Annotated in this window: 20 protein-coding genes and 7 pseudogenes; 11 read left to right on the top strand and 16 right to left on the bottom strand. The window is 55.8% G+C overall.

All coding sequences use genetic code 11. The features are described 5' to 3' along the window. Position 1: 1 nt before the first annotated feature. The 3 genes and pseudogenes from N438_RS14140 to N438_RS14130 all read left to right on the top strand — a co-directional run. Positions 2-1,537 carry a 2-oxo acid dehydrogenase subunit E2 gene (locus N438_RS14140; protein ID WP_114500434.1) on the top strand — a complete coding sequence of 512 codons (1,536 nt, stop codon included), beginning with the start codon at positions 2-4 and terminating at the stop codon, positions 1,535-1,537. Beyond that, the gene (gene lpdA, locus N438_RS14135; RefSeq protein ID WP_039102881.1) at positions 1,527-2,924 is read left to right on the top strand and encodes a dihydrolipoyl dehydrogenase; all 1,398 of its coding nucleotides are present in this window, start codon (positions 1,527-1,529) and stop codon (positions 2,922-2,924) included. Before N438_RS14140 ends, lpdA begins: the two co-directional genes overlap by 11 nt. 254 nt (positions 2,925-3,178) lie before the next feature. Beyond that, positions 3,179-3,328 (top strand): annotated as a pseudogene (locus N438_RS14130) (glutathione S-transferase); the annotation flags it as partial. A gap of 719 nt (positions 3,329-4,047) precedes the next feature. On the opposite strand, the pseudogene N438_RS28965 reads toward N438_RS14130, so the two are convergent. The 11 genes and pseudogenes from N438_RS28965 to vgrG form a co-directional block, all read right to left on the bottom strand. Next, a pseudogene (locus tag N438_RS28965) lies at positions 4,048-4,203 on the bottom strand (type VI secretion system Vgr family protein); the annotation flags it as partial. Positions 4,204-4,684: 481 nt separating this feature from the next. Then, entirely contained in the window at positions 4,685-5,479 is a 795-nt protein-coding gene (locus N438_RS14105) for a hypothetical protein (RefSeq protein ID WP_116696343.1), read from the bottom strand. An 11-nt stretch (positions 5,480-5,490) separates the two neighbouring features. After that, positions 5,491-5,826 (bottom strand): annotated as a pseudogene (locus tag N438_RS28775) (hypothetical protein); the annotation flags it as partial. Positions 5,827-5,837: 11 nt separating this feature from the next. Beyond that, positions 5,838-5,954 (bottom strand): annotated as a pseudogene (locus N438_RS14100) (contractile injection system protein, VgrG/Pvc8 family); the annotation flags it as partial. 359 nt (positions 5,955-6,313) lie between these two features. Next, positions 6,314-6,658, bottom strand: a complete 345-nt coding sequence (locus N438_RS14095; RefSeq protein ID WP_116696342.1) for a hypothetical protein — start codon at positions 6,656-6,658, stop codon at positions 6,314-6,316. Continuing rightward, positions 6,652-6,945: a DUF4123 domain-containing protein gene (locus N438_RS14090; RefSeq protein WP_080783181.1), complete on the bottom strand. Its 294-nt coding sequence runs from the start codon at positions 6,943-6,945 to the stop codon at positions 6,652-6,654. Before N438_RS14090 ends, N438_RS14095 begins: the two co-directional genes overlap by 7 nt. 18 nt (positions 6,946-6,963) lie before the next feature. After that, positions 6,964-7,479 (bottom strand): annotated as a pseudogene (locus N438_RS14085) (IS3 family transposase); the annotation flags it as partial. Further along, a pseudogene (locus N438_RS14080) lies at positions 7,401-7,664 on the bottom strand (type VI secretion system tip protein VgrG); the annotation flags it as partial. The pseudogenes N438_RS14085 and N438_RS14080, both read right to left, overlap by 79 nt. Before the next feature lie 10 nt (positions 7,665-7,674). Continuing rightward, complete coding sequence (locus N438_RS14075) at positions 7,675-8,811, bottom strand: Imm72 family immunity protein (protein WP_116696341.1); 1,137 nt, start codon at positions 8,809-8,811, stop codon at positions 7,675-7,677. Continuing rightward, positions 8,808-10,223: a hypothetical protein gene (locus N438_RS14070; protein ID WP_227515345.1), complete on the bottom strand. Its 1,416-nt coding sequence runs from the start codon at positions 10,221-10,223 to the stop codon at positions 8,808-8,810. The genes N438_RS14075 and N438_RS14070 overlap by 4 nt, the downstream gene beginning before the upstream one ends. 119 nt (positions 10,224-10,342) lie before the next feature. Continuing rightward, positions 10,343-12,904, bottom strand: coding sequence for a type VI secretion system Vgr family protein (gene vgrG, locus N438_RS14065; RefSeq protein WP_080783178.1), 2,562 nt, complete (start codon positions 12,902-12,904; stop codon positions 10,343-10,345). Positions 12,905-13,147: 243 nt separating this feature from the next. On the opposite strand from vgrG, the pseudogene N438_RS14060 reads away from it, so the two are divergent. Beyond that, positions 13,148-13,785, top strand: a pseudogene (locus tag N438_RS14060) (glutathione S-transferase family protein). Between the two features lie 40 nt (positions 13,786-13,825). Here the strand turns inward: N438_RS14060 and N438_RS14055 are convergent. Next, positions 13,826-14,575, bottom strand: a complete 750-nt coding sequence (locus tag N438_RS14055) for a class I SAM-dependent methyltransferase (RefSeq protein ID WP_022065067.1) — start codon at positions 14,573-14,575, stop codon at positions 13,826-13,828. Positions 14,576-14,632: 57 nt separating this feature from the next. Then, positions 14,633-14,890 carry a YjhX family toxin gene (locus tag N438_RS14050; RefSeq protein ID WP_008805277.1) on the bottom strand — a complete coding sequence of 86 codons (258 nt, stop codon included), beginning with the start codon at positions 14,888-14,890 and terminating at the stop codon, positions 14,633-14,635. Positions 14,891-15,351: 461 nt separating this feature from the next. On the opposite strand from N438_RS14050, the gene glaH reads away from it, so the two are divergent. The 6 genes from glaH (at position 15,352) to csiR (ending at position 22,681) form a co-directional block, all read left to right on the top strand. Continuing rightward, the gene (gene glaH, locus N438_RS14045) at positions 15,352-16,329 is read left to right on the top strand and encodes a glutarate dioxygenase GlaH (protein ID WP_116696370.1); all 978 of its coding nucleotides are present in this window, start codon (positions 15,352-15,354) and stop codon (positions 16,327-16,329) included. 27 nt (positions 16,330-16,356) lie between these two features. After that, positions 16,357-17,625, top strand: coding sequence for an L-2-hydroxyglutarate oxidase (lhgO, locus tag N438_RS14040; protein ID WP_023339623.1), 1,269 nt, complete (start codon positions 16,357-16,359; stop codon positions 17,623-17,625). A 23-nt stretch (positions 17,626-17,648) separates the two neighbouring features. Beyond that, complete coding sequence (gene gabD / locus N438_RS14035) at positions 17,649-19,097, top strand: NADP-dependent succinate-semialdehyde dehydrogenase (protein WP_002889845.1); 1,449 nt, start codon at positions 17,649-17,651, stop codon at positions 19,095-19,097. A gap of 12 nt (positions 19,098-19,109) precedes the next feature. Further along, positions 19,110-20,393, top strand: coding sequence for a 4-aminobutyrate--2-oxoglutarate transaminase (gabT, locus tag N438_RS14030; RefSeq protein ID WP_008805274.1), 1,284 nt, complete (start codon positions 19,110-19,112; stop codon positions 20,391-20,393). Between the two features lie 149 nt (positions 20,394-20,542). Continuing rightward, positions 20,543-21,943 carry a GABA permease gene (gene gabP / locus N438_RS14025; protein ID WP_012968880.1) on the top strand — a complete coding sequence of 467 codons (1,401 nt, stop codon included), beginning with the start codon at positions 20,543-20,545 and terminating at the stop codon, positions 21,941-21,943. A gap of 45 nt (positions 21,944-21,988) precedes the next feature. Beyond that, positions 21,989-22,681 (top strand): DNA-binding transcriptional regulator CsiR, encoded by a 693-nt coding sequence (csiR, locus tag N438_RS14020; RefSeq protein ID WP_008805273.1) that lies wholly within the window; start codon positions 21,989-21,991, stop codon positions 22,679-22,681. A gap of 85 nt (positions 22,682-22,766) precedes the next feature. Here csiR and crl read toward each other — a convergent pair whose 3' ends face one another. The 3 genes from crl to gpt form a co-directional block, all read right to left on the bottom strand. Then, positions 22,767-23,165, bottom strand: coding sequence for a sigma factor-binding protein Crl (crl, locus tag N438_RS14015; protein WP_004178681.1), 399 nt, complete (start codon positions 23,163-23,165; stop codon positions 22,767-22,769). Between the two features lie 57 nt (positions 23,166-23,222). After that, complete coding sequence (frsA, locus tag N438_RS14010) at positions 23,223-24,467, bottom strand: esterase FrsA (RefSeq protein ID WP_012542786.1); 1,245 nt, start codon at positions 24,465-24,467, stop codon at positions 23,223-23,225. A 105-nt stretch (positions 24,468-24,572) separates the two neighbouring features. Next, entirely contained in the window at positions 24,573-25,031 is a 459-nt protein-coding gene (gpt, locus tag N438_RS14005; RefSeq protein ID WP_002889733.1) for a xanthine phosphoribosyltransferase, read from the bottom strand. Positions 25,032-25,288: 257 nt separating this feature from the next. Between gpt and pepD the strand changes: the two genes are divergently transcribed. Further along, positions 25,289-26,746, top strand: coding sequence for a cytosol nonspecific dipeptidase (gene pepD / locus N438_RS14000; protein ID WP_012968882.1), 1,458 nt, complete (start codon positions 25,289-25,291; stop codon positions 26,744-26,746). Positions 26,747-26,773: the final 27 nt, after the last annotated feature.

The raw sequence follows: 26,773 nt of genomic DNA, 5'->3' as shown, positions 1-26,773 counted from the left end.
TATGAGCGAAATCAAGACGCTTGAAATGCCAAAGTGGGGGCTTTCCATGGAGGAAGGCTTGCTCGCTCGATGGGCAATCCAGGAGGGTGACGATTTCACCAGAGGACAGGAAATCTGTGAGATTGAAACCAGTAAAATCGTCAATGTGCTGGAGGCACCTTTTGCCGGTACATTACGCCGGATAATCGCCCGGGAGGGTGAGACGCTTCAGGTTGGCGCCGTGCTGGCTCTGGTGGCTGACGCTTCGGTCAGCGATGCTGAACTGGACGAATTCGCTGCCAGTCTGGCGACAGTGAAACCCGCAGCCCCTGGCCCGGAGGCTGCCGCGCCGGACGTAGCGGCACAGGCAGGCGGTAAGCCACCTTCCGTTGTTTCGCCGCCATCCAACAGTCCGGAGCCCCCTATTGGGCAGACCGTCATTCCCGTCAGTCTGCAAGGCGTGACTGATGTGACTCAGGTTAATGCCACGCCCCATGCGTTACGACTGTCTGCCCGCTGGGGTGTCGACCTGAAAAAGGTCCGCGGCAGCGGACGCGGGGATCGTATCTCTGTTTCTGATCTGGAAAGCGCGATCGTTGCCGCCGGCGGTCGCCTGGCCTCTCCGACGCCACCCGTTCGTCGCAGCAAAGCGCCCCGCTCGCATGCCGATGATAGCCAGGTATCGGCCACCCCGCTGGCGCGCCGCCTGGCCGGCAAGCTGGGTATCAACTTGCATGACTGCCGAAGCAGCGGTTCACGCGGTCGGGTGAGTCGCGATGATGTGCTGGCTGCGTCGTTGTTGCTCGACGGGCCCCCGCAGACCAGCCCTGTGCAGGAGAGTGCCCCGACACCCTTTGAGAGCATCCCCATGTCCGGTATGCGGCGGGCTATCGCTTCTCGCTTGCAAACCTCTAAGCAACAGTCTCCCCATTTCCGTTTGAGTGTCGATATCGATCTGGAACGACTGTTAGCGTTTCGTCAGGAAATTAACCGCGAAGTACCCGGTGTCAAGATTTCGGTTAACGACCTGCTGGTGAAAGCTTGTGCCCTGGCGCTGGTGGCCGTGCCAGACGTCAACATCCAGTTTGATGAAGCGACACAAAGTATCCGCCGCTTTGTGGATGCCGACATTTCAGTGGCCGTTGCGCTGCCTGACGGGCTAATTACCCCCATTGTTCGCTCGGCGAACCGGAAATCGATCAGCGACATATCGGCCGAAATTCACGCCCTGGTGACCAGGGCCAAAGCGGGCACGCTGAAGCCGGAAGAGTTCCAGGGGGGGACCTTTAGCGTGTCAAATCTGGGGATGCTCGGCATCCGGCAGTTTGACGCCATCATCAATCCACCGCAAAGCGCAATCCTCGCCATTGGCACCGGCGAGATGCGGGCGGTAGTACGCGACGGGCAAATCGTCGCGCGCCACCAAGTGACGGTATCGCTATCCTGCGATCACCGGGTCATCGATGGGGCGGCAGGTGCAGCTTTTCTCCGGGAACTCAAGCGACTGACTGAAACCCCAACCCTGATGTTTATCCAGGAGACGAGCTATGCACGATAATTACGATGTGCTGATCATCGGCGGGGGTCCTGGGGGGTATGTGGCCGCCATCCGTGCCGGCCAGCTAGGTCTTCGTACCGCCTTAGTGGAAAAACAACATCTGGGCGGCATCTGCCTGAACTGGGGATGCATTCCAACCAAGGCGCTGTTGCATGGCGCTGAGGTCGCGCACAGTATCACCCATGCCAGTCAGCTGGGCATCAGCGTGGGTGAGGTGAATGTCGATCTGCAGAAACTGGTGCAGTTTAGCCGTGCCGTTTCGCAACAGCTCACCGGCGGGGTTGAGTACCTGTTGAAGAAAAATGGCGTGAGGGTGATTGATGGCACCGCGCGGCTGCGCGGTAAGGGACAAATAACGGTAGCGGATGCCCGGGGGGAAGCGCACGATTACCGGGCCGATCACGTGATCCTGGCCACGGGCGCCCGACCACGCGCATTACCAGGCATAGAGCCAGATGGCGAATATATCTGGACCTATTACGAGGCACTACAGCCTAAGCGATTGCCCAGGTCGCTATTAATCATCGGTTCAGGCGCGATTGGCGTCGAGTTCGCCAGCCTTTATAACGATCTGGGCTGTAAAGTGACGCTGGTCGAGCTAGCGTCGCAGATTTTGCCCGTGGAAGATGCCGAAGTGTCAGCGGCGGTGCGTAAGTCATTCGAAAAGCGCGGGATTCAGGTCCATACCCAGACCCAGGTAACGCAAGTACAGCTCACCGATACCGGGGTGCGCTGTACAATGAAAAATACGAGCGCCGAATCTTTCCTGGAAGTCGAACGCGTGCTGCTGGCGGTTGGCGTACAGCCGAATATTGAAGATCTGGGGCTGGAAGCACTGGGCGTCGAGTTAGACCGCGGTTTTATCAAGACGGATGCGGCTTGTCGCACTAACGTATTTGGGCTTTATGCCATCGGCGATGTAGCCGGCCCGCCGTGTCTGGCGCACAAGGCCAGCCACGAAGGCGTGATCTGCATTGAGACACTGGCTGGTGTCGAAGGCACCCACCCGCTTGATCGCGACTATGTGCCCGGTTGCACTTATTCCCGGCCTCAGGTTGCCAGTCTGGGCCTGACGGAATCGACGGCCCTGGCCAGGGGACGGCCCGTCAGGATCGGTAAGTTCTCTTATCAGAGCAATGGTAAGGCGCTGGCCAGCGGCGAGACGGAGGGTTTTGTGAAGACCATTTTCGATGCTGAAACGGGTGAATTGCTGGGCGCGCATATGGTTGGCGCACAGGTCACGGAACAGATCCAGGGGTTTGGCATCGCCCGTCACCTGGAGGCCACAGATGAAAGTCTCCTGTCGATGATCTTTGCGCATCCGACACTTTCCGAAGCGATGCATGAGTCAATCCTCGCGGCCTGCGACCAACCGTTGCATCAATAAAAAATAAGGGAGGCGATAGCGTCGTGATACGGAGTAAGTTGCCCGTTATCCCTCCTGTATTTTCCTTGAACGTTCGATAAGGTAACAGCCCGTCGTTAGGTAAGTATCCCGCATCATTGATCTCCAGCCACTGGCAGTCATCTCACTTTATTGAAAATGAGCAGGACTAACGCAAGGCAAATGGCGCTACCGACAAATGCGGTGATGAAGAGATTATCCATTGATCCTTCTTTCCCTATTCTCTGGAGATCCCGATGCTGACTATCTGGGGCCGAAAAACCTCCTCTAACGTGCAGGCGCTGATGTGGTGTGTTGGCGAGCTTGGGCTGGACTATCTTCGGTTCGACGTGGGGCATCACTATGGCGGTACCGACAGCGAGGCGTTTTATATGATCTTACCCAGCAACCATGGTCCGGCAATAGCGAGAATCTTATCTTCCGGTAAACTAAAAAGAGAGCGAACGCCTTTATCTTCCTTAAGCGACTCATCAAAGAAACGATCGTATTGAATACCATCCACCAGGGTATATAAATTTAGATATTCAGATTTTTAGTCACATTCAGGCAGATTCCACTCTTTCCCCCCATCACTTGTTGGGTAAATCACATTTTGCCCATGCCATTTTGGTATCATATCGTCAGAAAACTGATTTTGACAAAAAAACCATGCTCAACTTTTTAATTTTTCACTTCGCATCATACACAATAAAAATAATTGATTGGAAAATAACTGCAATACTCCTCCAGCACCACCATATTTTCTATAATCAGGCACGTAAATAACCAGTTGAAACCTTCCCCGGCCACTCCTTATAAAATCATTTTATGCATTACGATAAGCCATTATTTTAATAAGCATGAGCAAAACAAAAATCAACAGAAACATTAACATTGCAAACCTATTTATTATTCTATTCAGTGGTATTTTACTCACTTCGGATAGAATGAACCGAATGAACGCCAGGTCCGTTTCCCGCCACGAGGTAAAAAGTTCGCGATACGGGCCTGCGGGGTGGTAAACCAGATATTCTACCATAACGGCTCGCTCAGCACTTCATGTCCGGTGAAATTCAGCACAAGCTTTTACACCATTAATTTCAGTGCTGGCAGCCTGGCCGCTGGCTTTTACCTGCTCACCAATTCGGTTCAGTTCTTGTTTCAGCATCTCATCCACATTAATGAGCACGTTGCCCTGTGCTTTGGCCTGCGCATCCGAACTGACAAATAGCCCCTTGCCCGCATGGATAACGCCACGTTCGTCGGTACGACGCTCCGTGCCCTGAGCGCTCGGTTACCCATGACACCTGTAATGATATCTCCTCCAACGTTGATGGCGACGTTTTTCGTGGCCGTCATTTGTATATGCTCACCGCTGATCAAGCATCTATATCTGGCCGTCGATATTTATCTACATCTTTAAATACTTCTCTTTCATAACACCACAAATGACCACTACGGCATATCCAATCGAGCACGAGAAAAACATCAAAATAACTCGAAGTGGATTTGTACCATACCATGAAAAGGTCATATAGATAATAACCACACAAATAGTCAATAAAGAGTATTTTACCTTTATGAAAGCAGAGAGAAACACCACAGGGATAACAATAAATCTCATATATAACATTACAAAACCTAGTGTAACCCCTCTGCTTCTCGGGTTAAAATGAGCCATATACCATTCGTATCCCAATTTATGTACCAAAAGGACGAAAAAACAGCCCAGAAATGCTATTGCTGTATTTATGATAATGTTTTTATTTTTTCCAGATACCATATTGCATCAACTCATTATTATTAATTGCTTCTCCAAGAACCAGTGGATTTACTGGATGATAAGTCTCTTCTACAACGATGGCAGGATATGTTTGCCCAGAAGATTTGGATTTATATGTAAAACTTTTACTTGCAAACAAAGCCCCTCTCAAAACAAAATAATTATCGTATTCATTAGAGTAATCCACATTCCCAGTTAGCGTCCCAGTACCCCATTCAATTCCGGTCTGTACTGTCTTAGTTATGCTCTGTTTACTACGGTATGTATCGACAGCAAAGGGAATCTGACCTACGGCATCGGTCCAGTAAGGTATGCCAGAGATCAAGACTAAAAGATAACCTGCTCCACCTTTTGGATTTTGTTTCCAGTCACCTTCCATATTTTTGTAAAAGCTATAAGATGGTCTATCCACCAGTGAAAATTTTGCTATGTCAGCCCAAGATAATATTTTGTAGGCCTGTTTAGCATAGTCCGCCTCGTTTACATAAAGCAACTCACGGTAGTTGTCAGCTAATGGTTCAAACCATTGATATCTAAATTCATCATACAATTTTTGAGCCGTCATAATTTTAAAAGAATCCTTTTCATCCCCTCTCAAAACGAACAAAACATCTGCATTTTTTCTTGTGATAATTAAAATTTTAGGTACATCGACCTCATGGGCTTCTTCGTCTTTTTCAGGAGTAGTGTTACCTTTTATACCTAATTCTGTCTTTCCATCTTTTGTAACGACTAGATAGGGTTTACCATCGATTTCAATATTTATTTTTTTCATTAAAACATCACTCAACTTATAAAAACCCAGTACTCAGATTCACTATCACTCTTGGTGATATAACCACTCGTACCTGAACCGGAAAGTAATATTGCTCCTTCAACTGTTTCAACCCTAAAGTTGATATCAGAGGAAAAATGAAGTTTTCTATCGAAGTATGGGGTTATCATTTTCATCTGCTTCAATGAGTCAAGTGGCTGAGTGCTTGCCCCCGCAGCCATCGTCTTTTTCACCCGGCGCAGATACGTCGCCGTCGTGCCGTACTCGATTTTCCCGGCCTCCAGCCGCAGGTAACTCCCGCCGCCGATTAATGTAATGCGTTTCTTTCCGGCAAACGTGATGTCGCTCTCATATACACATCCAGACCGCGCTCGCCGTCCATCTCCGTGCGCCAGTAAATCCCCACTTCGGACAGTATGCGCTGAAGGAACGCCAGGTCCGTTTCCCGCCATTGGGTGATAAGTTCGCGAGGCGGACAGTTCTCACAGGTCTTTTCATCCGTCTTCGCCTGTGCTCCGGTTCTGGTGTTGATGCCCTCATAACTTACTGTTTCTGAATAATCCATATCATCTTCCCAGTAATCACCGTGCGTCTCCGCACTGACATTCATCGGCTCATTCAGAATCGGGTCATAAGGTTTTCCCTGATAATCAAAGCCGCCCTGGCTTCCGGAGTGTCCGCCTCCCGGAACATAAAAAATATCATCAGCTTCCCAGCCCCCATGACTTTCTGCCCCGGGAAAAGTTGATGTTCCAGTCGCACTACCCGCGGCACCAACACTTCCGGCAGCTGCAGTACCCGTTCCGCCTGCCAGTACTGGCGGGATCATAACCATCAGAGTCCTCTCCTTTCCCTGTTTATCATCACATGCATATAGTCTTTCACCCGCTGATCAACTGCATAGCCGTTTGGGATTCTCAGCCATTTATCCACCTCGGACTGCAGGTAAAAACCGGGCCAGAATGCCTCGAGCAGCAAAAAGTCACTCCTCACTTTTTTTTCTTTCAACGGGAGCGTATTGGCATAATCCAGTGCTTTTCCCAGGCGAACATGGAACGTGTCATCTGGTTCGTTAATCGCAGGGAATTTCTTCTTCAGTTTTTGCGCGGTGTCCCGGACAAAATCGTCATCTTCCATTTTGTCCACACTGGCACACTGTTTTTCAGACAGCTTCAGCATATAAATGTCCTTTGCTTAAGTGACCAGACTTTTCCGTCCACCGTTGTCAGCCATTCCCGTATTAAACCTGTCAGTTCCCGGTGTTGCAGGTTGTCCAGCATCGTTCCCAGACGAACCTGAACGCGCGGGTCATGAAAACGCAGCAAAGCAGCCCGACCATCCGGCAGCCCAATGTTCATGTTTTTCCTGAAGTGAGCAGCCAGTTCGGCAAGCGTTGACGAAGATACTATCCATGAAACAGAAGGCAGCGTTGCTTCCAGTTCGCACAGCTTGTCTCTGAAATCCATTACGCTGTTCTGTAGTGGTCAAGTAATATTGGCCACGGTTTTACAGTAAAAATGGTACCTGTTCTCAGACTCTTCCGGCGTCAACCCACCGTTATAATGGTGAGGTCTGACGCTGTTGTAGTAGTTCAATATGTAACCATTAATTTGCTGTCGGGCCTCGTCCTTGCCCGCATAGCCTTCCGCCGGCACCCACTCTGTTTTCAGGCTGCGGAAGAAGCGTTCCATAGGGCTGTTATCCCAGCAGTTTCCCCGTCGGCTGACGCTTTGTTTTATTCTGTAACGCCAGAGAAGTTGTTGATATTTCAGGCCTGTATACTGACTTCCCTGATTGCTATGGAACATGACACCATGTGGTTGACCACGCGTCTCATAGGCCATCCGCAGCGCATCGCTTATCAGTGCGGTATCGGCATTCGCTGACAGACTCCAGTCGATAACCCTGCGGGCAAAAAGATCCATAACAACCGCCAGATAGCACCAGCGATTTCCTGCCTGGATATACGTAATATCTCCGCACCACACCCGGTCTGGCTCCGGAGCACCTGCTCCGGGGCGATACCGGCCTGCGGCGTGGTGAATTCAATGTCCCAGTTGAACGGCTCGCTGAGCGCTTCCCGGCCGGTGAAATTCAGCACATCGGGTTTTACCGCACTGTCTTTTATCTCCAGAGAATAACGCGGCTGCCCGTCAAACAGCGCCAGCCAGTTGTCTTTATCCAAAGCCAGTTATTTAATTATCCCCTGGATTTATATATACACTGCCTCCGTCTTCCCGATTTAAAAGATTCCACACAGCCGGAATTCGTATTTCAGGTGCATATATATCGCTCTGGTATTTCGTCGCTTCCGGCATCACCTGCCCGGCCTTAATATCAATAAACTGCTGATGCCCTCCGGCTATGGTCGACCAGTGACCTGAGTGAGGACAACGCTCCCCGCTTGCGCAGGTAATGCGTTTGCCTGGCGCATCATCCAGAAAGTATTCTGATTCATCGGGGATAATACCGTCACAGTAGCGGGAATCTTCCCAGACCAGACGCCAGTGAACATCCCGGTAACGAATGGGGTCATCAGGAATGACCATTTCTTTATCACTTTCAATTAATACATCATAATAATCCTGGCGGGGGGCATTCATGCCACGGATGAAATAGTTATACGGTCCGAGGTTTTTAAACCCACTAATATCGGTTCTTATCACCAGTAGCTTATGATTATACTGAATTCTTACCGGCTCCCAGATACCGTCGCAGGGTACCGGGTCATCGGTTTTGATAATAATATCGCTGCGTTCTGGAACAGGAGGGAGATTTTTAGGAAAGACAGGGTAAGGGTAAGTTGAGAATTCCCACTGATAATTTTTTGGATCGAGTAAGTATGCTGCATCAAAAAGATTACAGACATTGTTATGTGGAGGATAAAGTAAATTATCACCCCAATATTCAGCTGTAATACGTAATTTATTAATTTTTTCAACCGCAGGGGGATATGCCTCCACTTGGGTCCAGCGTTCATGGCAACGAGGATAAAAAAACTTCTGTACTAAATCGACGGGCCGATCGAGCTGGAAAAACTCCCCGGTTTTAATTTGCCATACCTGCCGGTTCCCGATAGCCAGTTGAGGCAGTCCTTCATCGTAAAGTCGTAGGGCATCATATGCCCAGATTGTGGCCTCCGGATCGAACCCTTTAGTTATCTCTTCCGGCCAGGTTTTCAGGACGTTTTCATATTCTTGCGTAAAATAAGCCCAGGCATCCCGTTTTCTCTGCCACAACGTATAGCTGCTTAGCCGCTGCAACAGCCAGAATAATCTGCGACGCACCTGCTCATCAGTCATCGGATATTTCGTTTTCTCAATGGTAATCATTGCTCACTCCCTGTCGTAGTCTGGTGTTCAAGGCGGGCTGCATTAATCATCGTCCGGTCTATCACTTTGCTGCGCAGTTCATCATCATGTAGCTCCCGAGTCGTGGTTGCATAGGGCGGTTCAATTCCCTCAGGTCTTGTATAACCAAAAGTGCCCTCAACATCTTTCCAGTGAGTCGGATAAAATTCGGCCTTCACGCCGTTAATTTCAACACTGGCAGCCTGTCCGCTGGCTTTTACCTGCTCACCAACACGGTTCAGCGCTTTTTTCAGCTCTTCATCCAGATTAATAATTACCTGCTCGCCGCCACCCTGTAGATACTGGTCAGGTCTCTTTTGACCGAACTGTTCGGCAATCTTGCCATGCCAGGCATTGGTACCCGGCATGCGGGTTGCCAGGTCTTCCGGTAGATGCAATACCACCAGAAAACCGTTACCGTTCCACTCATCCAGTACCGCTGAAAGCTGACGCCATTCCTCCGCCTTCCCAGGCACTTTCTGGTAGCCCCAGAATCCTCCTGCGGCCCACGAACCATTGGGAGCTAAATCAGTTGGATTACCAAAAGCACGAAAAATCGTGCTGCCTGCCATCTCGCGGGCATTTTTGGCGGTAATTTCACCGCTGAAAGAAGCGATGTTGGCATACACTAGACTGTTGCCAAATGCTGGGCTTTTCTCTGGTTTCCTGGAAAATAAATCCGGATATCCCTCCTTAGAGTATTTTCGCCGTAGTCTGTCTTCATGAAGTACCTCCGCATGAATACTCGGAAAACGCGTACCCTGCTTTGGCGCTTCCCGCAGCGGACGTTCGATAAGGTATGCCTCAGCTTCACGCCGGACTTCAGCGCGTCCTGTCCCCGTCGCTATCGTATGTATCTCACCCTTATACACCAGCGCCTGCAAAACCCGTAGCTTCGCATCCAGCTCTTTCAGCGCCTGCGGGATCATTCTCGACGCCAGTGATTGCAGGGCGGCAAAACCATCTCGTACCCGGAGTAACTCCGCCTGCCATTTCTCCGGCAGCATCCGTCCGACCCGGGCTTTCAGAATCTGATTAATTGCCGTGATCATCGTGTTGCAAAAATCACTCATCTTCTCAATCAACTGCGCCTGATACTCAACAACATTCAGTTTATTCAGCCACTTCACCGCATCGCCTTCGCCGACACGGTTCAGAAACTTAATCACATCCCCAAGTGTTTCCACATTTTCTGCCGCTTTTGTTGTCACGCGCAGGGCCAGACGTCCGACCCCTTTTATCACGCCGCCAATCACCGGGATCAGCGCAAACAGCAGGATCACCAGAAATACCCATTCAGTAACGCTTTCCCGTTTCTTCGGTTCTTTTGCCATCCCTATCGAAACAGCAATCAGATCGCGTACTGCCGTCACATCACCAACCAGAGGGATCATGCCGATCACCGCATCGACAATGATCTGTCCGATCGTCTGCTTTTCATTAAACGCCCCCTGAAGCGTGCCCCAGATCCACTGCCCGGTTTCCAGGCTGGTTTCCTTAAACCAGGCAATACTTATCCCGCTAATTCCACACCTCCGCTGTGCTTCGCTATCAGTGAGTCAATATCTGCCTCGCTGAGAGATGGCCCGACAAACGACTGATTATCGGTCTTATTTTTTCGTAAATAATTCCGGGTATCCGGCCCGAACGCCACCTGAATCCCTCCTGGCGGAACGTCTTTCAGGTGCAGATATCCCGCACCGTCAAGGTTACCTTTCCTGACGGTGCCATCAGCCAGGGTTGCTATGAAGGAGGCTCCTACTACCGGGGCATCGTCGTGATACAAATACTGCATCAGCGCATCGGCAGAGTGTTTAACCGGGTCGGCAAGCCAGGGCATTTCCGGCGGCATCGCCGCCGCCCCCGCCGCCATCGACCTTTTCACCCGGCGCAGATACGTCGCCGTCGTGCCATACTCGATTTTCCCGGCCTCCAGCCGCAGGTAACTCCCGCCGCCGATTAATGTAATGCGTTTCTTTCCGGCAAACGTGATGTCGCTCTCCGAGTTCAGGGTCAGCTTTTTCTCCGCAAACAACCGCATATTTCCGTTCTGCGCCTGCACCTCCACCGGTCCTTCCGAGCCCTTCAGGCTCAGTTGTCCTGTCCGCGCGAACACCCCCAGTTTCTCTCCGGCCAGCGCCGTCATATTGCCCATCACACCGGCGCTGATATCGCCTCCGGCATTAATGGCGACGTTTTTCGTGGCCGTCAGTTGCAGGTGCTCCCCGCTGGTCAGCACCATCCCCTCCGGCGCGGAGAACAGGAGGGCTTCGTTCAGCGGCTTCAGCCGCTGCTCAAACATCCGTATCTGGCTGTCGATATCCGCCTTCAGTGCCTGCGCCTGCTCCGCCGCAATCTCCAGCTGTTGCAGTTGCTGAGTTAGCTGTTCGATTTCTTTCAGCGCGGCGTGCATATCCAGCACGTCACCTTCTGCTTTTGGTTGTGTATCGGCGCTGACAAACAGTCCTTTCCCGGCACGGATGACGCCATATTCATCGGTGCGCAATTCGGCACCGGTACCGCGGGGCTGCTCCTGGGTGTCCACCAGATGTCCGGTGTTCAGCTGGGTTCTGCCGTACTCTGTGGCGAGTTTGATGTGCTCTTCGCCGCGCCGGTCCTCCATCCGCAGCTTGTTGTTCGCCGGAGTGCGCAGCACATTGCGGGTGTGGTTGTCGCGGGTGACGGGGTCAGGGTGTTCAGAGTCATGCAGGGCATAAGCGATGTACGGCAGGTCGATATCCCCGTTGCTGCAGGCAATCGCCACTTCGGTGCCGTCAGTGAGTGGGGTATGCCAGCCATATGTTTCGCCTGCATACGGCTTCGCCATCCGCAGCCACAGGTACGCAAATCCCGGCTCTGTCGTTTCCCGGTCAAAGTCCAGCTTCACCCGGTAGCGGCCCTGGTCATCCAGGTGCGCGTAAATATCGTCCTTCTCCCGGCTCTCGATGCGGGCAGGCAGCGTGCCGTGGATTTCCGGGCGCGGAACTTCAGCAGGACGGTAACAGTAACGTTCGCTGTAGGGCATGCCTTCGACAGTAACGTGCAGGCGGGTGTCACGGGCGGCATGGTAGTTCACCGTTGTAATGATGACGCCTTCCTGTAGCGCCCGGATGACATTCCCCTGCGGCTCCAGCACCTGGCCCGGCGTCAGGCCGGCGGCGTTACTCTCAAGACTGACGCGGGCCCATGCGTTCAGCTCGCGCTCATGATGGATACGCGCATAAAACGCACCGGATTCAGTTTTCGGCTCCGGGGTGGTGTCGTCTCCCGCCTCCCGGTACGGCTCTGCATAGCGGTAGTGCTCCCCGGCGGTTGCCGCCTCACTTCGCACGGAGACGGAGGTATCCATCGGCGTCGTGGCGGTGCGGTAGTTGTAGTCCCGGGTGCTGACCCTGCCCGGCACCACCTGATAACGGGTGCGCACGCCCCACACCGACTCCTCTGCACCGTCATACAGTCCCGAGGGTTCGCAGTACGGCAGGCGCACGTCAAACCGGTAGTTCAGCTGGCTGTCGGCAAAAATATACACATCCAGACCGCGCTCGTCGTCCATCTCCGTGCGCCAGTAAATCCCCACTTCAGAGAGAATACGCTGAATGAACTGCAAGTCGGTTTCCCGCCACTGGGTCATCAGCTCACGTGGCGGATAGGTGCGCTCCAGGCGGAAATCAAAATCGGGACCTTCCAGCCCGTGGCCGCGCAGCACCTGCTCAACCACCTCAGGAACCGACAGGTTCTGGAACACGCGGCACTGGCGGGTGCGCTGCAGCAGCGCCAGGCGTGCACTCAGCACCACCTGATAGTGAGACTGGTCGGCAGTGGTGGAGAGCCATTTCAGGTGAGTGATGATGCCGTGCACCGCTTTGCCGCTGCGCATGCGCAGGGTGGCGTATTTCAGCAGTATCTGTTCCGGGGTGATACGGGCCTGCGGGGTGGTGAATTCGATATCCCAGCTAAACGGTTCGCTGAGCGCTTCCCGGCCGGTGAAGTTCAGTACATCTGGTTTCACCGCGCTGTCGTTAATTTCCAGAAGATAGCGCGGCTGCCCGTCAAACAGCGCCAGCCAGTTATCCATAACAAGGCCCCTGTTACCTCAGTGATAGTTAGGCTGATTATAGTTTCACCAGAGTGATAGCCTGTAAATACCCGACGCGGTCAAAAGTGCAGAATAAGAAATTGTTTAAAGGTGAGGGGATCTTTCGTCGGGGAGTAAGGCGTTCACGGAACGTTTGACCAAAACTATCCCCTTCCCCCAACCCCCTAACGTTTTCAACCCAACCTGCTATGCTCCTTCTTTCCCTGTTCTCTGGAGATCTCAATGCTGACCATCTGGGGCCGAAAAACCTCCTCTAACGTGCAGGCGCTGATGTGGTGTGTTGGCGAGCTTGGGCTGGACTATCTCCGGTTCGACGTGGGGCATCGCTATGGTGGTACCGACAGCGAGGCGTTTTATCAGCTCAATCCCAATCGCACGGTGCCAGTGCTGCAGGATGGCGATAATCCGCCGCTGTGGGAAACGGGCGCGATCCTTCGCTATTTAGCCAGTCGCTACGCCGATGACGCCTTCTGGCCGGGCGACCTGCTGGCTCGCACTGAGGTTGATCGCTGGGCCGAGTGGTCAAAGCAGAATATCGCCCTCGGCTTACGGCGCCGGTGTTCTGGCGCGTGGTGCGCACGCCTGCCGCCGAGCGGGATCCGCAGGCCATCGCCGCGGCGGTGAAGGCTCTGGAGCAAAAGCTGGCGATTGCCGAGACGCGTCTCGCCGGTAGTCGCTATCTGGTGGGCGATACGTTCACCCTGGCCGACATCCAGTTTGGCCATGTGCTGTACCGCTACTTTGCCATCGACATCACCCGTCATTCCCTCCCCCATCTGGCGGCTTACTATGCACGGCTAACCGAACGGCCCGCCTTTCGCCAGCACGTCATGGTCAGCTACGACGAGCTGAAGGTCTGAAGATGGTCGGTAGCGCCTCCTGACGCTACCGACATACCGGTTAACGCGCCATAAGGACAAACACGCCCCAGCCGAGATATTCCCGGGTCCAGGTGACATGGTGCAGCGGCGCGGTGGTCAACTGCTGGCGAACCTCCGGCGCGAAGTCATCGTGCGGATTGGCCTCCAGCCAGCGGCGCATCGTCAGCCATTTCGCCGCTTCATAACGATCCCAGCCCTCCTGGTCGGCCAGCACCATCTCCACCACGTCATAGCCCAGTTCACCAAAGTGGGCGACCAGCGCCGGCAGCGTCAGGAAGTCATCGGGAGTCTGCGCGCCGCAGGCAACCGCCTCTTCCGCCGTGGCCGGACGTTTACGCCACCATGGCTCGCCGATCAGCAGCATGCCGCCGGGCCGCAGGCTCTGCTTCAGCAGCGCAATCGTGCCGGCCACCCCGCCGCCGATCCACGTGGCCCCCACGCAGGCGGCAATATCGCACGGCTGGCTGGCGACGTATCCGCTGGCATCCTGATGCACAAAGGTTACCCGGTCGCTTACCCCGAGCGCTTCTGCACGGGCGGTCGCCTGCTGGCTGAACAGCAGGCTCATGTCCACGCCGGTGCCGACGATCTGATGATCGCGCGCCCAGCTACAGAGCATCTCGCCGGAGCCGCTGCCAAGGTCAAGAATAGCGGTGCCCGGCGCCATCCGCAGCGCCCGTCCCAGGGTGGCGTACTTTTCCGGGGTAAAAGGGTTATGAATACGGTGTTCGCTTTCACTGATAGTAAAAATGCGAGGGATATCGATCATGGGTGTTTCTCCTTGAGAGCCATACGCCCGGGCAGCGACCCTGCCCGGGTCGCTGTATCAGCGGTTGTCCGCCTGCGCGCGAACGTTATTCAAACCAGTGGTGTTGATCCGGTACGGCTGGCCGTTCACCGACTTAATCAGCTTTTTGGTTTTGAGCTTTTTGAAGACCGCGAGGGTGCAGTCGTTCAGCAACAGCCCTTCCCGGGTGTAGCATTCGACGGCGGTAATGCGGCCGGAGGTATCGCGGACGTGCGCAATACGGCCACCTTTGGCGAGAACGTGTAAGGTCCGTTGTTCCTGACGGGATAAATTCATACTGAAACCTGTTCATTATCATGTGCGAAAACATGCCTACACCCGCAGGTGTGTGCGTAAGGTTTAAGCGCAGCGATAATCAGTCCGGCCTGGGCAGGTCGGGGAACTGATTATCTGATAATGACATTCTCCAGCATCGAAGCCTCGGTAAGCATTGAAAGGTATTAACGCGCTGAATACTAACACCCTCAGTTCATAAGGGTATGGCGCAGATTAAAAACTGTGACCGGTATTACGATTTCCCCTCAGCCTTCCCCGCATTTTGCGCTTTCCGCCACCCGCTCTGTTCCTCAAGGTTAACCACCACCTTATCTCCCTCCTGCATTGTTAAATAATTGTTGTCAGATCACAAAATAGAAACAAAAAGGCCATTTCGTACGCATTTTATAAAAATGTAGATATTTTTAATTTATGGCTACGAAATGAACATCACCCTGACCTTACAGCGAGGAACGATCCTGATGAACGCCCTGACCGCAGTAAAACCGACACCCGCGCCGTTAGCCCAGCCATATCCGGGCTTTTCCATTGCCCCTTCCGCACAGTCGCCGCGCCTGCTGGAGCTCACCTTTTCCGCCGAAACAACCACGCATTTCCTGCAGCAGGTCGCGCAGTGGCCGGTGCAGGCGCTGGAATACAAATCTTTCTTACGCTTCCAGGTCGGCAAGATCCTCGACGATCTGTGCGGCAATCAGCTGCAGCCGTTGCTGATCAAAACATTGCTCGATCGTGCGGAAGGCGCGCTGCTGATCAACGGCGAAGGGATCGATAACGTCAGCCAGGCCGAGGAGATGGTCAAGCTGGCCACCGCCGTCGCCCACCTGATTGGCCGTTCCAACTTCGACGCCATGAGCGGTCAGTATTACGCTCGCTTTGTGGTGAAAAATGTAGATAACTCAGACAGCTACCTGCGCCAGCCACACCGGGTGATGGAGCTGCACAACGACGGCACCTACGTCGAAGAGCAAACCGACTACGTGTTAATGATGAAGATCGACGAGCAGAACATGCAGGGCGGTAATTCCCTGCTGCTGCATCTCGACGACTGGGAGCATCTCGACGAATTTTTCCGCGACCCGCTGGCTCGCCGCCCAATGCGCTGGGCCGCGCCGCCGAGCAAAAACGTCAGCAAGGATGTCTTCCATCCGGTGTTCGACGTCGATTCGCTGGGCCGCCCGGTCATGCGCTATATCGACCAGTTCGTCCAGCCGAAAGATTTCGAAGAAGGCACCTGGCTGAGCCGCCTTTCCGACGCGCTGGAAACCAGCAAAAACATCCTTTCCATACCGGTGCCGGTGGGCAAATTCCTGCTGATTAACAACCTGTTCTGGCTGCACGGCCGCGACCGGTTTACGCCGCACCCGGACCTGCGCCGCGAACTGATGCGCCAGCGCGGCTACTTTGCGTATTCCACGAATCATTACCAGACTCATCAATAAGAGTTCTCAGGCGAAGGAATTGAGCGGATGTATGATTTCGTGATTATCGGCGGCGGCATCATCGGCATGTCGACCGCCATGCAGTTAATTGAGATTTACCCGGACGCCCGCATTGCGCTACTGGAAAAAGAGACCGGTCCGGCCTGCCATCAGACTGGCCACAACAGCGGCGTGATCCACGCCGGGGTGTATTACACCCCCGGCAGCCTCAAGGCGCAGTTTTGCCTCGCCGGCAACCGCGCCACCAAGGCCTTTTGCGAGCAGAACGGCATCCGCTATGACGTCTGCGGCAAAATGCTGGTCGCCACCTCGCCGCTGGAGATGGAGCGGATGCGCGCCCTGTGGGATCGTACCGCCGCCAACGGCCTGCAGCGCGAGTGGCTAAGCGCCGGGGAGCTACGCGAGCGCGAACCGAACATTACCGGGCTCGGCGGGATCTTCGTCCCTTCCAGCGGCATCGTCAGCTACCGCGACGTGGCGGCGGCAATGGCGAAGATCTTCGAATCAAAAGGCGGAACGATCGTCTACGACGCCGAAGTCAGCGCCCTGAAAGAACATGCCAGCGGCGTGGTGATCCGCACCCGCCAGGGCGCCGAATATGAGGCCTCCACGCTGATCGCCTGTTCGGGCTTGATGGCCGATCGGCTGGTAAAAATGCTCGGCGTCGATCCCGGGTTTATCATCTGTCCGTTCCGCGGCGAGTATTTCCAGCTGGCGCCGCAGCACAACCAGATCGTCAACCATCTGATCTATCCGATCCCCGATCCGGCGATGCCGTTCCTCGGCGTCCACCTGACCCGCATGATCGACGGCAGCGTCACCGTCGGCCCCAACGCCGTGCTGGCTCTGAAGCGCGAAGGCTACCGCAAGCGCGATATCTCGCTGGCCGATACCCTGGAGATCCTCACCTCGCCCGGCATCCGCCGGGTACTGCAAAACAACCTGCGCGCCGGACTGGGCGAAATGAAGAATTCGCTGTGCAGAAGCGGCTATCTGCGGCTGGTGCAGAAATACTGCCCGAGCCTGACGCTGAGCGATTTACGCCCGTGGCCCGCCGGCGTGCGGGCGCAGGCGGTATCGCAGCAGGGCAAACTGATCGACGATTTTCTCTTCGTCACCACCGCGCGTTCGATACATACCTGCAATGCGCCATCGCCGGCGGCCACCTCCGCTATCCCGATCGGCGCGCACATCGTCAGCAAGGTGCAGACCCTGCTGGAAAGCCAGAGCAATCCCGGACGCACGCTGCGTGCGGCACGTAGCGTGGAGACACTACACGCCGCTTTTACCCGTTAACCCCCTTAAGACAGGAAGCGATTATGCAACTCAACGATATGACACTGTTTCGCCAGCAGGCGCTGATCGATGGTCAGTGGCGCGATGCGCCCAACGGCGATGTGATTGCGGTGACCAACCCGGCCAACGGCGAGCAGCTCGGCAGTGTGCCGAAAATGGGCGCCGACGAAACCCGCGAAGCAATTGAAGCCGCCAATCGCGCCCTTCCCGCCTGGCGTGCCCTGACCGCCAAAGAGCGGGCGAATATTCTGCGCCGCTGGTTCGATCTTATGATGGAGAATCAGGACGATCTCGCCCGCCTGATGACCCTTGAGCAGGGAAAACCGCTGGCGGAAGCCAAAGGCGAAATCAGCTACGCCGCCTCCTTTATTGAGTGGTTCGCCGAAGAAGGTAAGCGCATTTACGGCGATACCATTCCCGGCCATCAGGCCGACAAGCGCCTGCTGGTGATTAAGCAGCCCATCGGCGTTACCGCCGCCATCACCCCGTGGAACTTCCCGGCGGCGATGATCACCCGCAAAGCGGGCCCGGCGCTGGCCGCCGGCTGCACCATGGTCCTGAAACCGGCCAGCCAGACGCCGTTTTCAGCGCTGGCGCTGGCCGAACTGGCCAATCGCGCCGGGATCCCCGCCGGGGTGTTCAACGTGGTCACCGGTTCCGCCGGGGCCGTCGGCGGCGAACTGACCAGCAACCCGCTGGTGCGCAAGCTCTCCTTTACCGGCTCGACCGAGATTGGCCGCCAGCTGATGGAGCAGTGCGCGAAAGACATCAAAAAAGTCTCCCTGGAGCTGGGCGGCAACGCGCCGTTTATCGTCTTTGATGATGCCGACCTCGATAAAGCCGTCGAGGGGGCGCTGGCGTCGAAGTTCCGCAACGCCGGGCAGACCTGCGTCTGCGCCAACCGACTGTACGTCCAGGACGGGGTGTATGACCGTTTCGCTGAAAAACTGCAGCAGGCGGTGGAAAAACTGCGCATCGGCGACGGCCTGCAGGATGGCGTCACCACCGGCCCGCTGATCGACGAGAAAGCCGTCGCCAAAGTTGAAGAACATATTGCCGACGCCATCGCCAAAGGCGCGAAAGTCGTCACCGGCGGCAAACCGCACGCCCTGGGCGGCAACTTCTTCCAGCCGACCATCCTGGTCAACGTTCCCGACAGCGCCAAAGTGGCGAAAGAGGAGACCTTCGGCCCGCTGGCGCCGCTGTTCCGCTTTAAGGATGAAGCCGACGTCATTGCCCAGGCCAACGATACCGAGTTCGGCCTCGCCGCCTATTTCTACGCCCGCGATCTGAGCCGCGTCTTCCGCGTCGGCGAAGCGCTGGAGTACGGCATCATCGGCATCAACACCGGCATTATCTCCACCGAAGTCGCCCCGTTCGGCGGCGTCAAGGCCTCCGGCCTTGGCCGCGAAGGGTCGAAGTACGGTATCGAAGATTATTTAGAAATCAAATACATGTGTATTGGCCTTTAACAGGAGCGATGGATGAACAGCAATAAAGCAATGATGGCGCGTCGCAGCGATGCGGTCCCGCGCGGCGTCGGCCAGATCCACCCTATCTTCGCCGAACGCGCGGAGAACTGCCGGGTGTGGGACGTCGAAGGCCGGGAATATCTCGATTTTGCCGGCGGTATCGCGGTGCTCAATACCGGCCATCTGCATCCGCAGGTTGTCGCCGCCGTCGAAGACCAGCTGAAAAAGCTGTCGCATACCTGCTTTCAGGTACTGGCCTACGAGCCTTACCTGGCGCTGTGCGAAAAGATGAACCAGAAGGTGCCCGGTGATTTCGCCAAGAAAACCCTGCTGGTCACCACCGGGTCGGAAGCGGTGGAGAACGCGGTGAAAATCGCCCGCGCGGCAACCGGGCGCAGCGGCGCCATCGCCTTCACCGGCGCTTATCACGGCCGTACCCATTATACCCTGTCGCTGACCGGAAAAGTGAACCCGTACTCCGCCGGTATGGGGTTAATGCCGGGCCACGTCTATCGCGCCCTCTACCCGTGCGCGCTGCACGGCGTCAGTGATGACGAGGCGATCGCCAGCATCCATCGCATCTTCAAAAATGACGCCGCGCCGGAAGATATCGCCGCCATCATTATTGAGCCGGTGCAGGGTGAAGGCGGGTTTTATGCCGCTTCCCCGGCTTTTATGCAGCGCCTGCGCGCCCTGTGCGACGAACACGGCATTATGCTCATCGCCGATGAGGTCCAGAGCGGCGCGGGCCGTACCGGCACGCTGTTCGCCATGGAGCAGATGGGCGTGGCGGCAGATATCACCACCTTCGCCAAATCCATCGCCGGCGGTTTCCCGCTGGCGGGCGTCACCGGGCGGGCGGAGGTGATGGATGCCATCGCCCCCGGCGGACTCGGCGGCACCTACGCTGGCAACCCCATCGCCTGCGCCGCCGCCCTGGCGGTATTACAGATTTTCGAGCAGGAGAACCTGCTGGAAAAAGCCAACCAGCTTGGCGACACCCTGCGCCAGGGCCTGCTGGCGATTGCAGAAGATCATCCGGAGATCGGTGACGTTCGCGGCCTGGGGGCGATGATCGCCATTGAGCTGTTTGAAGAGGGCGACCGCAGCAAGCCTAACGCCAGGCTGACGGCGGATATCGTCGCCCGCGCCCGCGACAAAGGCCTGATCCTGCTCTCCTGCGGGCCGTACTACAACGTGCTGCGCATCCTGGTGCCGCTGACCATTGAAGAGGCGCAGATCGAGCAGGGTCTCAAGATCATCGCCGACTGCTTTACCGAGGCGAAACAGGCATAGAGAAACAGGCATAGAACAGAACACATGCGGAAGCGAAGTACGTTCGTAAGGGAATGAAGACGAGACCTGCAAAACAACAATAATACGCGTGCCCCGGCGCGGGAATGTCGGGGCGCTCTCCCAGGTGACACACTTCGAGAGGGTAAATGATGGGGCAACTGTCGCAATCACAGGATTTAGGGGCGGGACTGAAGTCGCGCCACGTCACGATGTTATCTATCGCCGGGGTGATCGGCGCGAGTTTATTTGTCGGCTCCAGCGTCGCCATTGCCGAAGCGGGCCCGGCGGTGCTGCTGGCCTATCTGTTTGCCGGGCTGCTGGTGGTGATGATTATGCGTATGCTGGCCGAAATGGCCGTCGCCACGCCGGATACTGGCTCCTTTTCCACCTACGCCGACAAAGCCATCGGCCGCTGGGCGGGGTATACCATCGGCTGGCTGTACTGGTGGTTCTGGGTACTGGTTATTCCGCTGGAAGCCAATATCGCGGCGATTATTCTGCATTCGTGGGTGCCGGGCGTCCCTGTGTGGTTGTTCTCCCTGGTCATCACTCTCGCCCTCACCGGCAGTAACCTGCTGAGCGTCAAGAACTACGGTGAATTCGAGTTCTGGCTGGCGCTGTGCAAAGTGATCGCTATTCTGGCGTTTATCGTACTGGGCGCGGTCGCCATTACCGGTTTTTATCCCTATGCCGAGGTCAGCGGCATTTCGCGGCTGTGGGACCACGGCGGCTTTATGCCGAACGGCTTCGGCGCGGTGCTGAGCGCGATGCTGATCACCATGTTCTCCTTTATGGGCGCGGAGATCGTCACCATTGCCGCCGCCGAATCGGACACGCCGGATAAACACATCGTCCGCGCCACCAACTCGGTGATCTGGCGTATCTCTATTTTTTATCTGTGCTCGATCTTTATCGTCGTCGCCCTCATCCCATGGAATATGCCGGGGCTGAAGAGCATCGGTTCCTACCGCTCGGTGCTCGAGCTGCTGCATATTCCCTACGCGAAGCTGATTATGGACAGCGTGATCCTCCTGTCGGTCACCAGCTGTCTGAACTCGGCGCTGTATACCGCCTCGCGGATGCTCTACTCCCTGAGCCGTCGCGGCGATGCGCCGGCCATCATGGGCCGGACCAACCGCAGCAAAACTCCGTACGTGGCGGTGCTGCTCTCCACCGGCGCGGCGTTCCTCACCGTGGTGGTGAACTACTATGCGCCCGCGAAGGTGTTTAAATTCCTCATCGACAGCTCTGGCGCCATCGCCCTGCTGGTCTATCTGGTGATCGCCGTTTCACAACTGCGGATGCGCAAAATCCTTCAGGCGCAAGGCGGCGAGATCCGTCTGAGAATGTGGCTCTATCCGTACCTGACCTGGCTGGTGATCGCCTTTATCACCTTCGTGCTGGTGGTGATGCTGTTCCGTCCGGCGCAGCAGCTGGAGGTGATCTCTACCGGCCTGTTAGCATTGGGAATTATTTGTACAGTCCCGATTATGTCGCGCTGGAAAAAGCTGGTATTGTGGCAAAAACTGCCGCTGCAAAATACGCGTTAACCCTGTTCCCGGCGCCCGCCGGGAAGAGTATTCAGGAGTAAGAACATGACCGCCATTCCCCAGGCGACGGCCATTGACGGGTACCGTTGGCTGAAAAACGACATCATCCGCGGGGTCTACCAACCCGATGAGAAGCTGCGAATGAGCCTGCTGACGTCGCGCTATGAGCTCGGTGTCGGGCCGCTGCGGGAGGCGCTCTCGCAGCTGGTGGCGGAAAGGCTGGTGACGGTGGTTAATCAGAAAGGCTATCGGGTGGCGCCCATGTCGGAGCAGGAGCTTCTCGATATCTTCGACGCGCGCGCCAATATGGAAGCCATGCTGGTGCGCCTCGCCATCGAACGCGGCGGCGACGAGTGGGAAGCCGAGCTGCTGGCCCGCGCCCATCTGCTCAACAAGCTGGAGTCCTGTGACGCCAGTGAGCGCTTACTCGATGAATGGGACCAGCGCCATCAGGCGTTTCACACCGCCATCGTCGCCGGCTGCGGCTCCCAGTATCTGCTGCAGATGCGCGAAAGGCTGTTCGATCTGGCGGCGCGCTACCGTTTCATCTGGCTGCGCACCACCGTGCTGTCGGTGGAGATGCTGGAAGACAAACATGTTCAACACCAGACCCTGCTGGACGCCATTCTGGCGCGCGATGCCGAACGAGCCAGCGCGCTGATGCGCGAGCACTTACTGACCCCTATCCCGATTATTCAACAGGCGATGGCTGGCAAGCTGTCGCCGCAGGCAGGGTGAGTCAGATGGTGGGGTTGAAATTACGGGTATGGCGGCACGCTCCTCCACGCCGCACGGGCGTGGAGAAATCGTATCCGTAGATCAATCAGGCCCGCAGGCGAACCGGTTCGCTGAAATCGTCGGCCGGTTCCAGCTTCAGATTAAAGGTGGTCAGCAGTGCTGCCGCGCGCTCGTGGAACTCGCGTAGCGTTTTTTCCAGTCTCTCGCTCACTTCCGGGTCGTCAATGTCGACCGCCTGCCATGAACCTTCTTTATTGAACAGGCCAAACTGGTAGCTATAGGTGAAACGTGACTCTTGTGCTTCCATTTCCATCCACCAGCCCCAGAATTCACGCTTCTCCGGTGCGGGCTTAACATTGACGCAAACTGCCAGGCAATCGAAAAAGAAACGGTTGTCATGGCACTGCTCTTCGCGAATGTAAGGCCCTAGCGCCGTGAATTTCTTGATCAACTTACTTTTCAGGTGTCCACTCGGTAACGTCATTGCGATCTCCTTTAGTGATGCAACTGTTTTACCAAACCAATAGAATTTAGCAATAAATTAACCAAATCTATGATTGATCCAGCGGGCGATCTGTCGCAATGCGTGATCAAAATTGCGATACACCGGGTTAAACGGGATCTCCAGCAGTTTGCCATCGGCAGATGACGAAGTGATTAACCGCGACTCTTCTTCGGGGCTGAACGGATCGTCCTTCCAGAAGCCGGAAAGCATCGGCGTCGGGCAACGGCGCCCCAGCAGTCCCTGTGTTTTTAACGAGTAGCGGTTGAGCTCCACGCGCAGCGCTTCATCGGACGCGTCATGCATGCCCAGCCGCGAGGCCAGCACGTCAAGATACATCTCCGGCACGCGCCCCTGATGCAGGGGATCCACCAGCAGACCATGAACGACCGGGCCCAGACACGCCACAGCCTTCAGCCGCTGCGGCTCCAGGTAACCCAGACGGACCGCGATATTGGCGCCAAAGCGGAAGCCAAAGGCCGCGACCCGGGTATGATCGACCCACGGTACATTTTCCAGATGGCGCAGCGCGTGCTGGTGCAGCAGGCTGGTGTCCTGATTCAGCGTCCATTTTGACGAGAAGCCGATGGAAGGCATATCGATCGTCAGCATGGCAATACCGAGCGGTGAGAAGTAGTTCTCATACAGGTTGTAATAATCCGTCTGCAGCGAGTCCAGGCCCCCGCACATCAGCACCGTCGGAAACGGCCCATCGCCTTTTGGCATATGCAAAAAGCCGGTTATTGGCGAACCGCCAGGGATGGTGAACTCCAGTTCGCGCAGCGAGCCCGGCAGCCGCTGGGCGGCCTCTTCATACGCCCGGTTGGCTAAAGCCTGCGCCTGTTCGGCCAGCTCATCGCCTTTAATATGCGGATAAGCGGCAATGCTATACAGGTTCGATGCATGCAACCAGTGGCGGCCGCTCAGCAAAGGATCGGCTTCCTGCCCGGCCTTTTGCTGCCACTGCATGGCCTCTTTCGCCCACTCAAAGATCCAGTTGCCGCCGCGATAGCCGATAACGGTATCGAACAGTTCTGGATCCGTTCGTTCGGCCTCGCTCATCACAATGCGCGCTTGCACATCGAGGATCTCCTGCGGGGTCACGCCGCGCCAGATCCACATCAAACGGTTGATCAGACGGTACCAGTGATCGACGTGATTGCCGCTCAGCGCCGACTGCATCGCCTGCGGTTTTCCGGCGGAAAACCGACGCACCAGCGTAGAGGTTTCGGGATGTTTGAAGCGGGGTTTAAACAGCGTTTCGCTGAGGTTAGCCTGTGACATGTGCAGCCTCCGTCGTAGTGCCACTCCTGTTATTGTAACCTGCTAAAGGATAAAAAAAACCACGCCCGGCAAGCCGGGCGTGGTAAATAGCACTGTCCTGAAGAATTAACGACCTGCGATAGGCGGTACAAACACCACGCCCATATCCCACGGCTGTTCAATCCAGGTGTCCTGCGGAATATCCACAACGTAATCGTCCACCAGCGGGCGGCCTGCCGGCTTGGCGAAAATGGTGACAAAGTGTGCTTTTGGATACATTTCGCGGATCGCCACGGCGGTACCGCCGGTATCCACCAGATCGTCGATAACGATAAAGCCTTCGCCATCGCCTTCCGCGCGTTTCAGCACTTTCAGCTCGCGCTGGTTATCATGGTCGTAGCTGGAGATGCATACGGTATCAACATGACGAATGCCCAGTTCACGCGCCAGTAAGGCTCCCGGTACCAGTCCACCGCGGCTGACGGCAATAATGCCTTTCCATTGCTCAACCGGCAGCAGACGGCTGGCCAGTTTGCGGGCGTGAATCTGCAACATGTCCCAGGTGACGACGTATTTTTCGCTCATGTGAAGTGTCCCAGCCTGTGTAATACGGCTTAAATAATGTTCGAGGGGGAAAATGGTTGCGCGAGATTATAGAGATCTGACGCACTAAAAACCAGTGTTAAGCGGTTTGCGCAACGCTTTTTGCGTTGTTTACACTACCTGCGGCGGTGGAAAGTGGTATTCTCAACCCCATCGCGCAAGCCCGGGCTTGTTGTGTATTTTAACGCTAACCCTCGTCCTGCAACCGCTGTATGCAGGAGTCTGTAAGGAGACTTACCGTGTCTGAACTGTCTCAACTATCCCCGCAGCCGCTTTGGGATATTTTTGCCAAGATTTGCTCCATCCCGCACCCGTCCTATCACGAAGAACAGCTCGCCGAGCACATTATGGGTTGGGCAAAAGAAAAAGGCTTACACGCGGAACGTGACCAGGTTGGCAACATTCTGATTCGTAAAGGCGCGACTGCCGGTATGGAAAACCGCAAGCCGGTAGCGCTGCAGGCGCACCTCGATATGGTGCCGCAGAAAAACAACGATACCGTCCACGACTTCGCCAAAGATCCGATCCAGCCGTACATTGACGGCGAATGGGTGAAAGCGCGCGGCACCACGCTGGGCGCGGATAACGGCATCGGGATGGCGTCCGCACTGGCCGTGCTGGCCGACGACAGCGTCGCTCACGGCCCGCTGGAAGTGCTACTGACCATGACCGAAGAGGCCGGTATGGACGGCGCGTTCGGTCTGCAGGCCAACTGGCTGCAGGCGGATATCCTGATCAATACCGACTCCGAAGAAGAAGGCGAAATCTACATGGGTTGCGCCGGCGGGATCGATTTCACCTCTAACCTGGCGCTGACTCGCGAAGCGATTCCGGCCGGGTTCCAAAGCTTTAAAGTAACCTTAAAAGGGCTGAAAGGCGGCCACTCCGGCGGTGACATTCACCTGGGTCTGGGTAACGCCAACAAGCTGCTGTCGCGCTTCCTCGCCGGCCACGCCGATGAGCTGGATTTGCGTCTGGTCGATTTCAACGGCGGTACGTTGCGCAACGCCATCCCGCGCGAAGCATACGCGACCGTCGCCGTCGCCGCGGATAAAGCCGATGCGCTGAAAGCGCTGGTGAATACTTACCAGGCGCTGCTGAAAAACGAGCTGGAGGCCAAAGAGAAGAACCTGGTAGTGCTCCTGGAAGCGGTTGATAACGACAAAGCAGCGCTGACGCAGGCTTCCCGCGACGGTTTCATCCGCCTGCTGAACGCCACGCCGAACGGGGTTATCCGCAACTCTGACGTGGCGAAAGGCGTAGTGGAAACTTCGCTGAACGTCGGCGTCGTCACCATGACCGATGACAACGTGCAGATCCACTGCCTGATCCGCTCGCTGATCGACAGCGGCAAAGACTACGTGGTCAGCATGCTGGATTCTCTGGGTAAACTGGCGGGGGCGAAAACCGAAGCCAAAGGCGCTTACCCTGGCTGGCAGCCGGACGCCAACTCGCCGGTAATGCACCTGGTGCGCGAGACTTACCAGCGTCTGTTCAACAAGACGCCGAACATCCAGATCATCCACGCCGGTCTGGAATGCGGTCTGTTCAAAAAACCGTATCCGGAGATGGACATGGTCTCCATCGGGCCAACCATTACCGGTCCGCACTCCCCGGATGAGCAGGTACATATCGAGAGCGTCGGCCAGTACTGGACGCTGCTGACCGAGCTGCTGAAAGCCATTCCGGCTAAATAAGCCCCACCACCGGCGGCAGTCTGCCGC

This window comes from Klebsiella sp. GL120222-02, from assembly GCF_003097195.1.
Classification (GTDB): domain Bacteria; phylum Pseudomonadota; class Gammaproteobacteria; order Enterobacterales; family Enterobacteriaceae; genus Klebsiella; species Klebsiella variicola.
This window is presented reverse-complemented; position numbering and strand designations above follow the sequence as displayed.

Bases quoted from the DNA above. Each gene is read 5' to 3' on its own strand.
- N438_RS14050 (WP_008805277.1), bottom strand. From the start codon at position 14,890: ATGAATTTATCCCGTCAGGAACAACGGACCTTACACGTTCTCGCCAAA.
- N438_RS14105 (WP_116696343.1), bottom strand. From the start codon at position 5,479: ATGAAAAAAATAAATATTGAAATCGATGGTAAACCCTATCTAGTCGTT.
- lpdA (WP_039102881.1), top strand. From the start codon at position 1,527: ATGCACGATAATTACGATGTGCTGATCATCGGCGGGGGTCCTGGGGGG.
- N438_RS14070 (WP_227515345.1), bottom strand. From the start codon at position 10,223: ATGATCCCTCTGGTTGGTGATGTGACGGCAGTACGCGATCTGATTGCT.
- gpt (WP_002889733.1), bottom strand. From the start codon at position 25,031: ATGAGCGAAAAATACGTCGTCACCTGGGACATGTTGCAGATTCACGCC.
- N438_RS14090 (WP_080783181.1), bottom strand. From the start codon at position 6,945: ATGGATTTCAGAGACAAGCTGTGCGAACTGGAAGCAACGCTGCCTTCT.
- glaH (WP_116696370.1), top strand. From the start codon at position 15,352: ATGAACGCCCTGACCGCAGTAAAACCGACACCCGCGCCGTTAGCCCAG.
- lhgO (WP_023339623.1), top strand. From the start codon at position 16,357: ATGTATGATTTCGTGATTATCGGCGGCGGCATCATCGGCATGTCGACC.
- N438_RS14075 (WP_116696341.1), bottom strand. From the start codon at position 8,811: ATGATTACCATTGAGAAAACGAAATATCCGATGACTGATGAGCAGGTG.
- gabT (WP_008805274.1), top strand. From the start codon at position 19,110: ATGAACAGCAATAAAGCAATGATGGCGCGTCGCAGCGATGCGGTCCCG.
- crl (WP_004178681.1), bottom strand. From the start codon at position 23,165: ATGACGTTACCGAGTGGACACCTGAAAAGTAAGTTGATCAAGAAATTC.
- gabP (WP_012968880.1), top strand. From the start codon at position 20,543: ATGGGGCAACTGTCGCAATCACAGGATTTAGGGGCGGGACTGAAGTCG.
- N438_RS14095 (WP_116696342.1), bottom strand. From the start codon at position 6,658: ATGCTGAAGCTGTCTGAAAAACAGTGTGCCAGTGTGGACAAAATGGAA.
- N438_RS14140 (WP_114500434.1), top strand. From the start codon at position 2: ATGAGCGAAATCAAGACGCTTGAAATGCCAAAGTGGGGGCTTTCCATG.
- N438_RS14055 (WP_022065067.1), bottom strand. From the start codon at position 14,575: ATGATCGATATCCCTCGCATTTTTACTATCAGTGAAAGCGAACACCGT.
- csiR (WP_008805273.1), top strand. From the start codon at position 21,989: ATGACCGCCATTCCCCAGGCGACGGCCATTGACGGGTACCGTTGGCTG.
- frsA (WP_012542786.1), bottom strand. From the start codon at position 24,467: ATGTCACAGGCTAACCTCAGCGAAACGCTGTTTAAACCCCGCTTCAAA.
- gabD (WP_002889845.1), top strand. From the start codon at position 17,649: ATGCAACTCAACGATATGACACTGTTTCGCCAGCAGGCGCTGATCGAT.
- vgrG (WP_080783178.1), bottom strand. From the start codon at position 12,904: ATGGATAACTGGCTGGCGCTGTTTGACGGGCAGCCGCGCTATCTTCTG.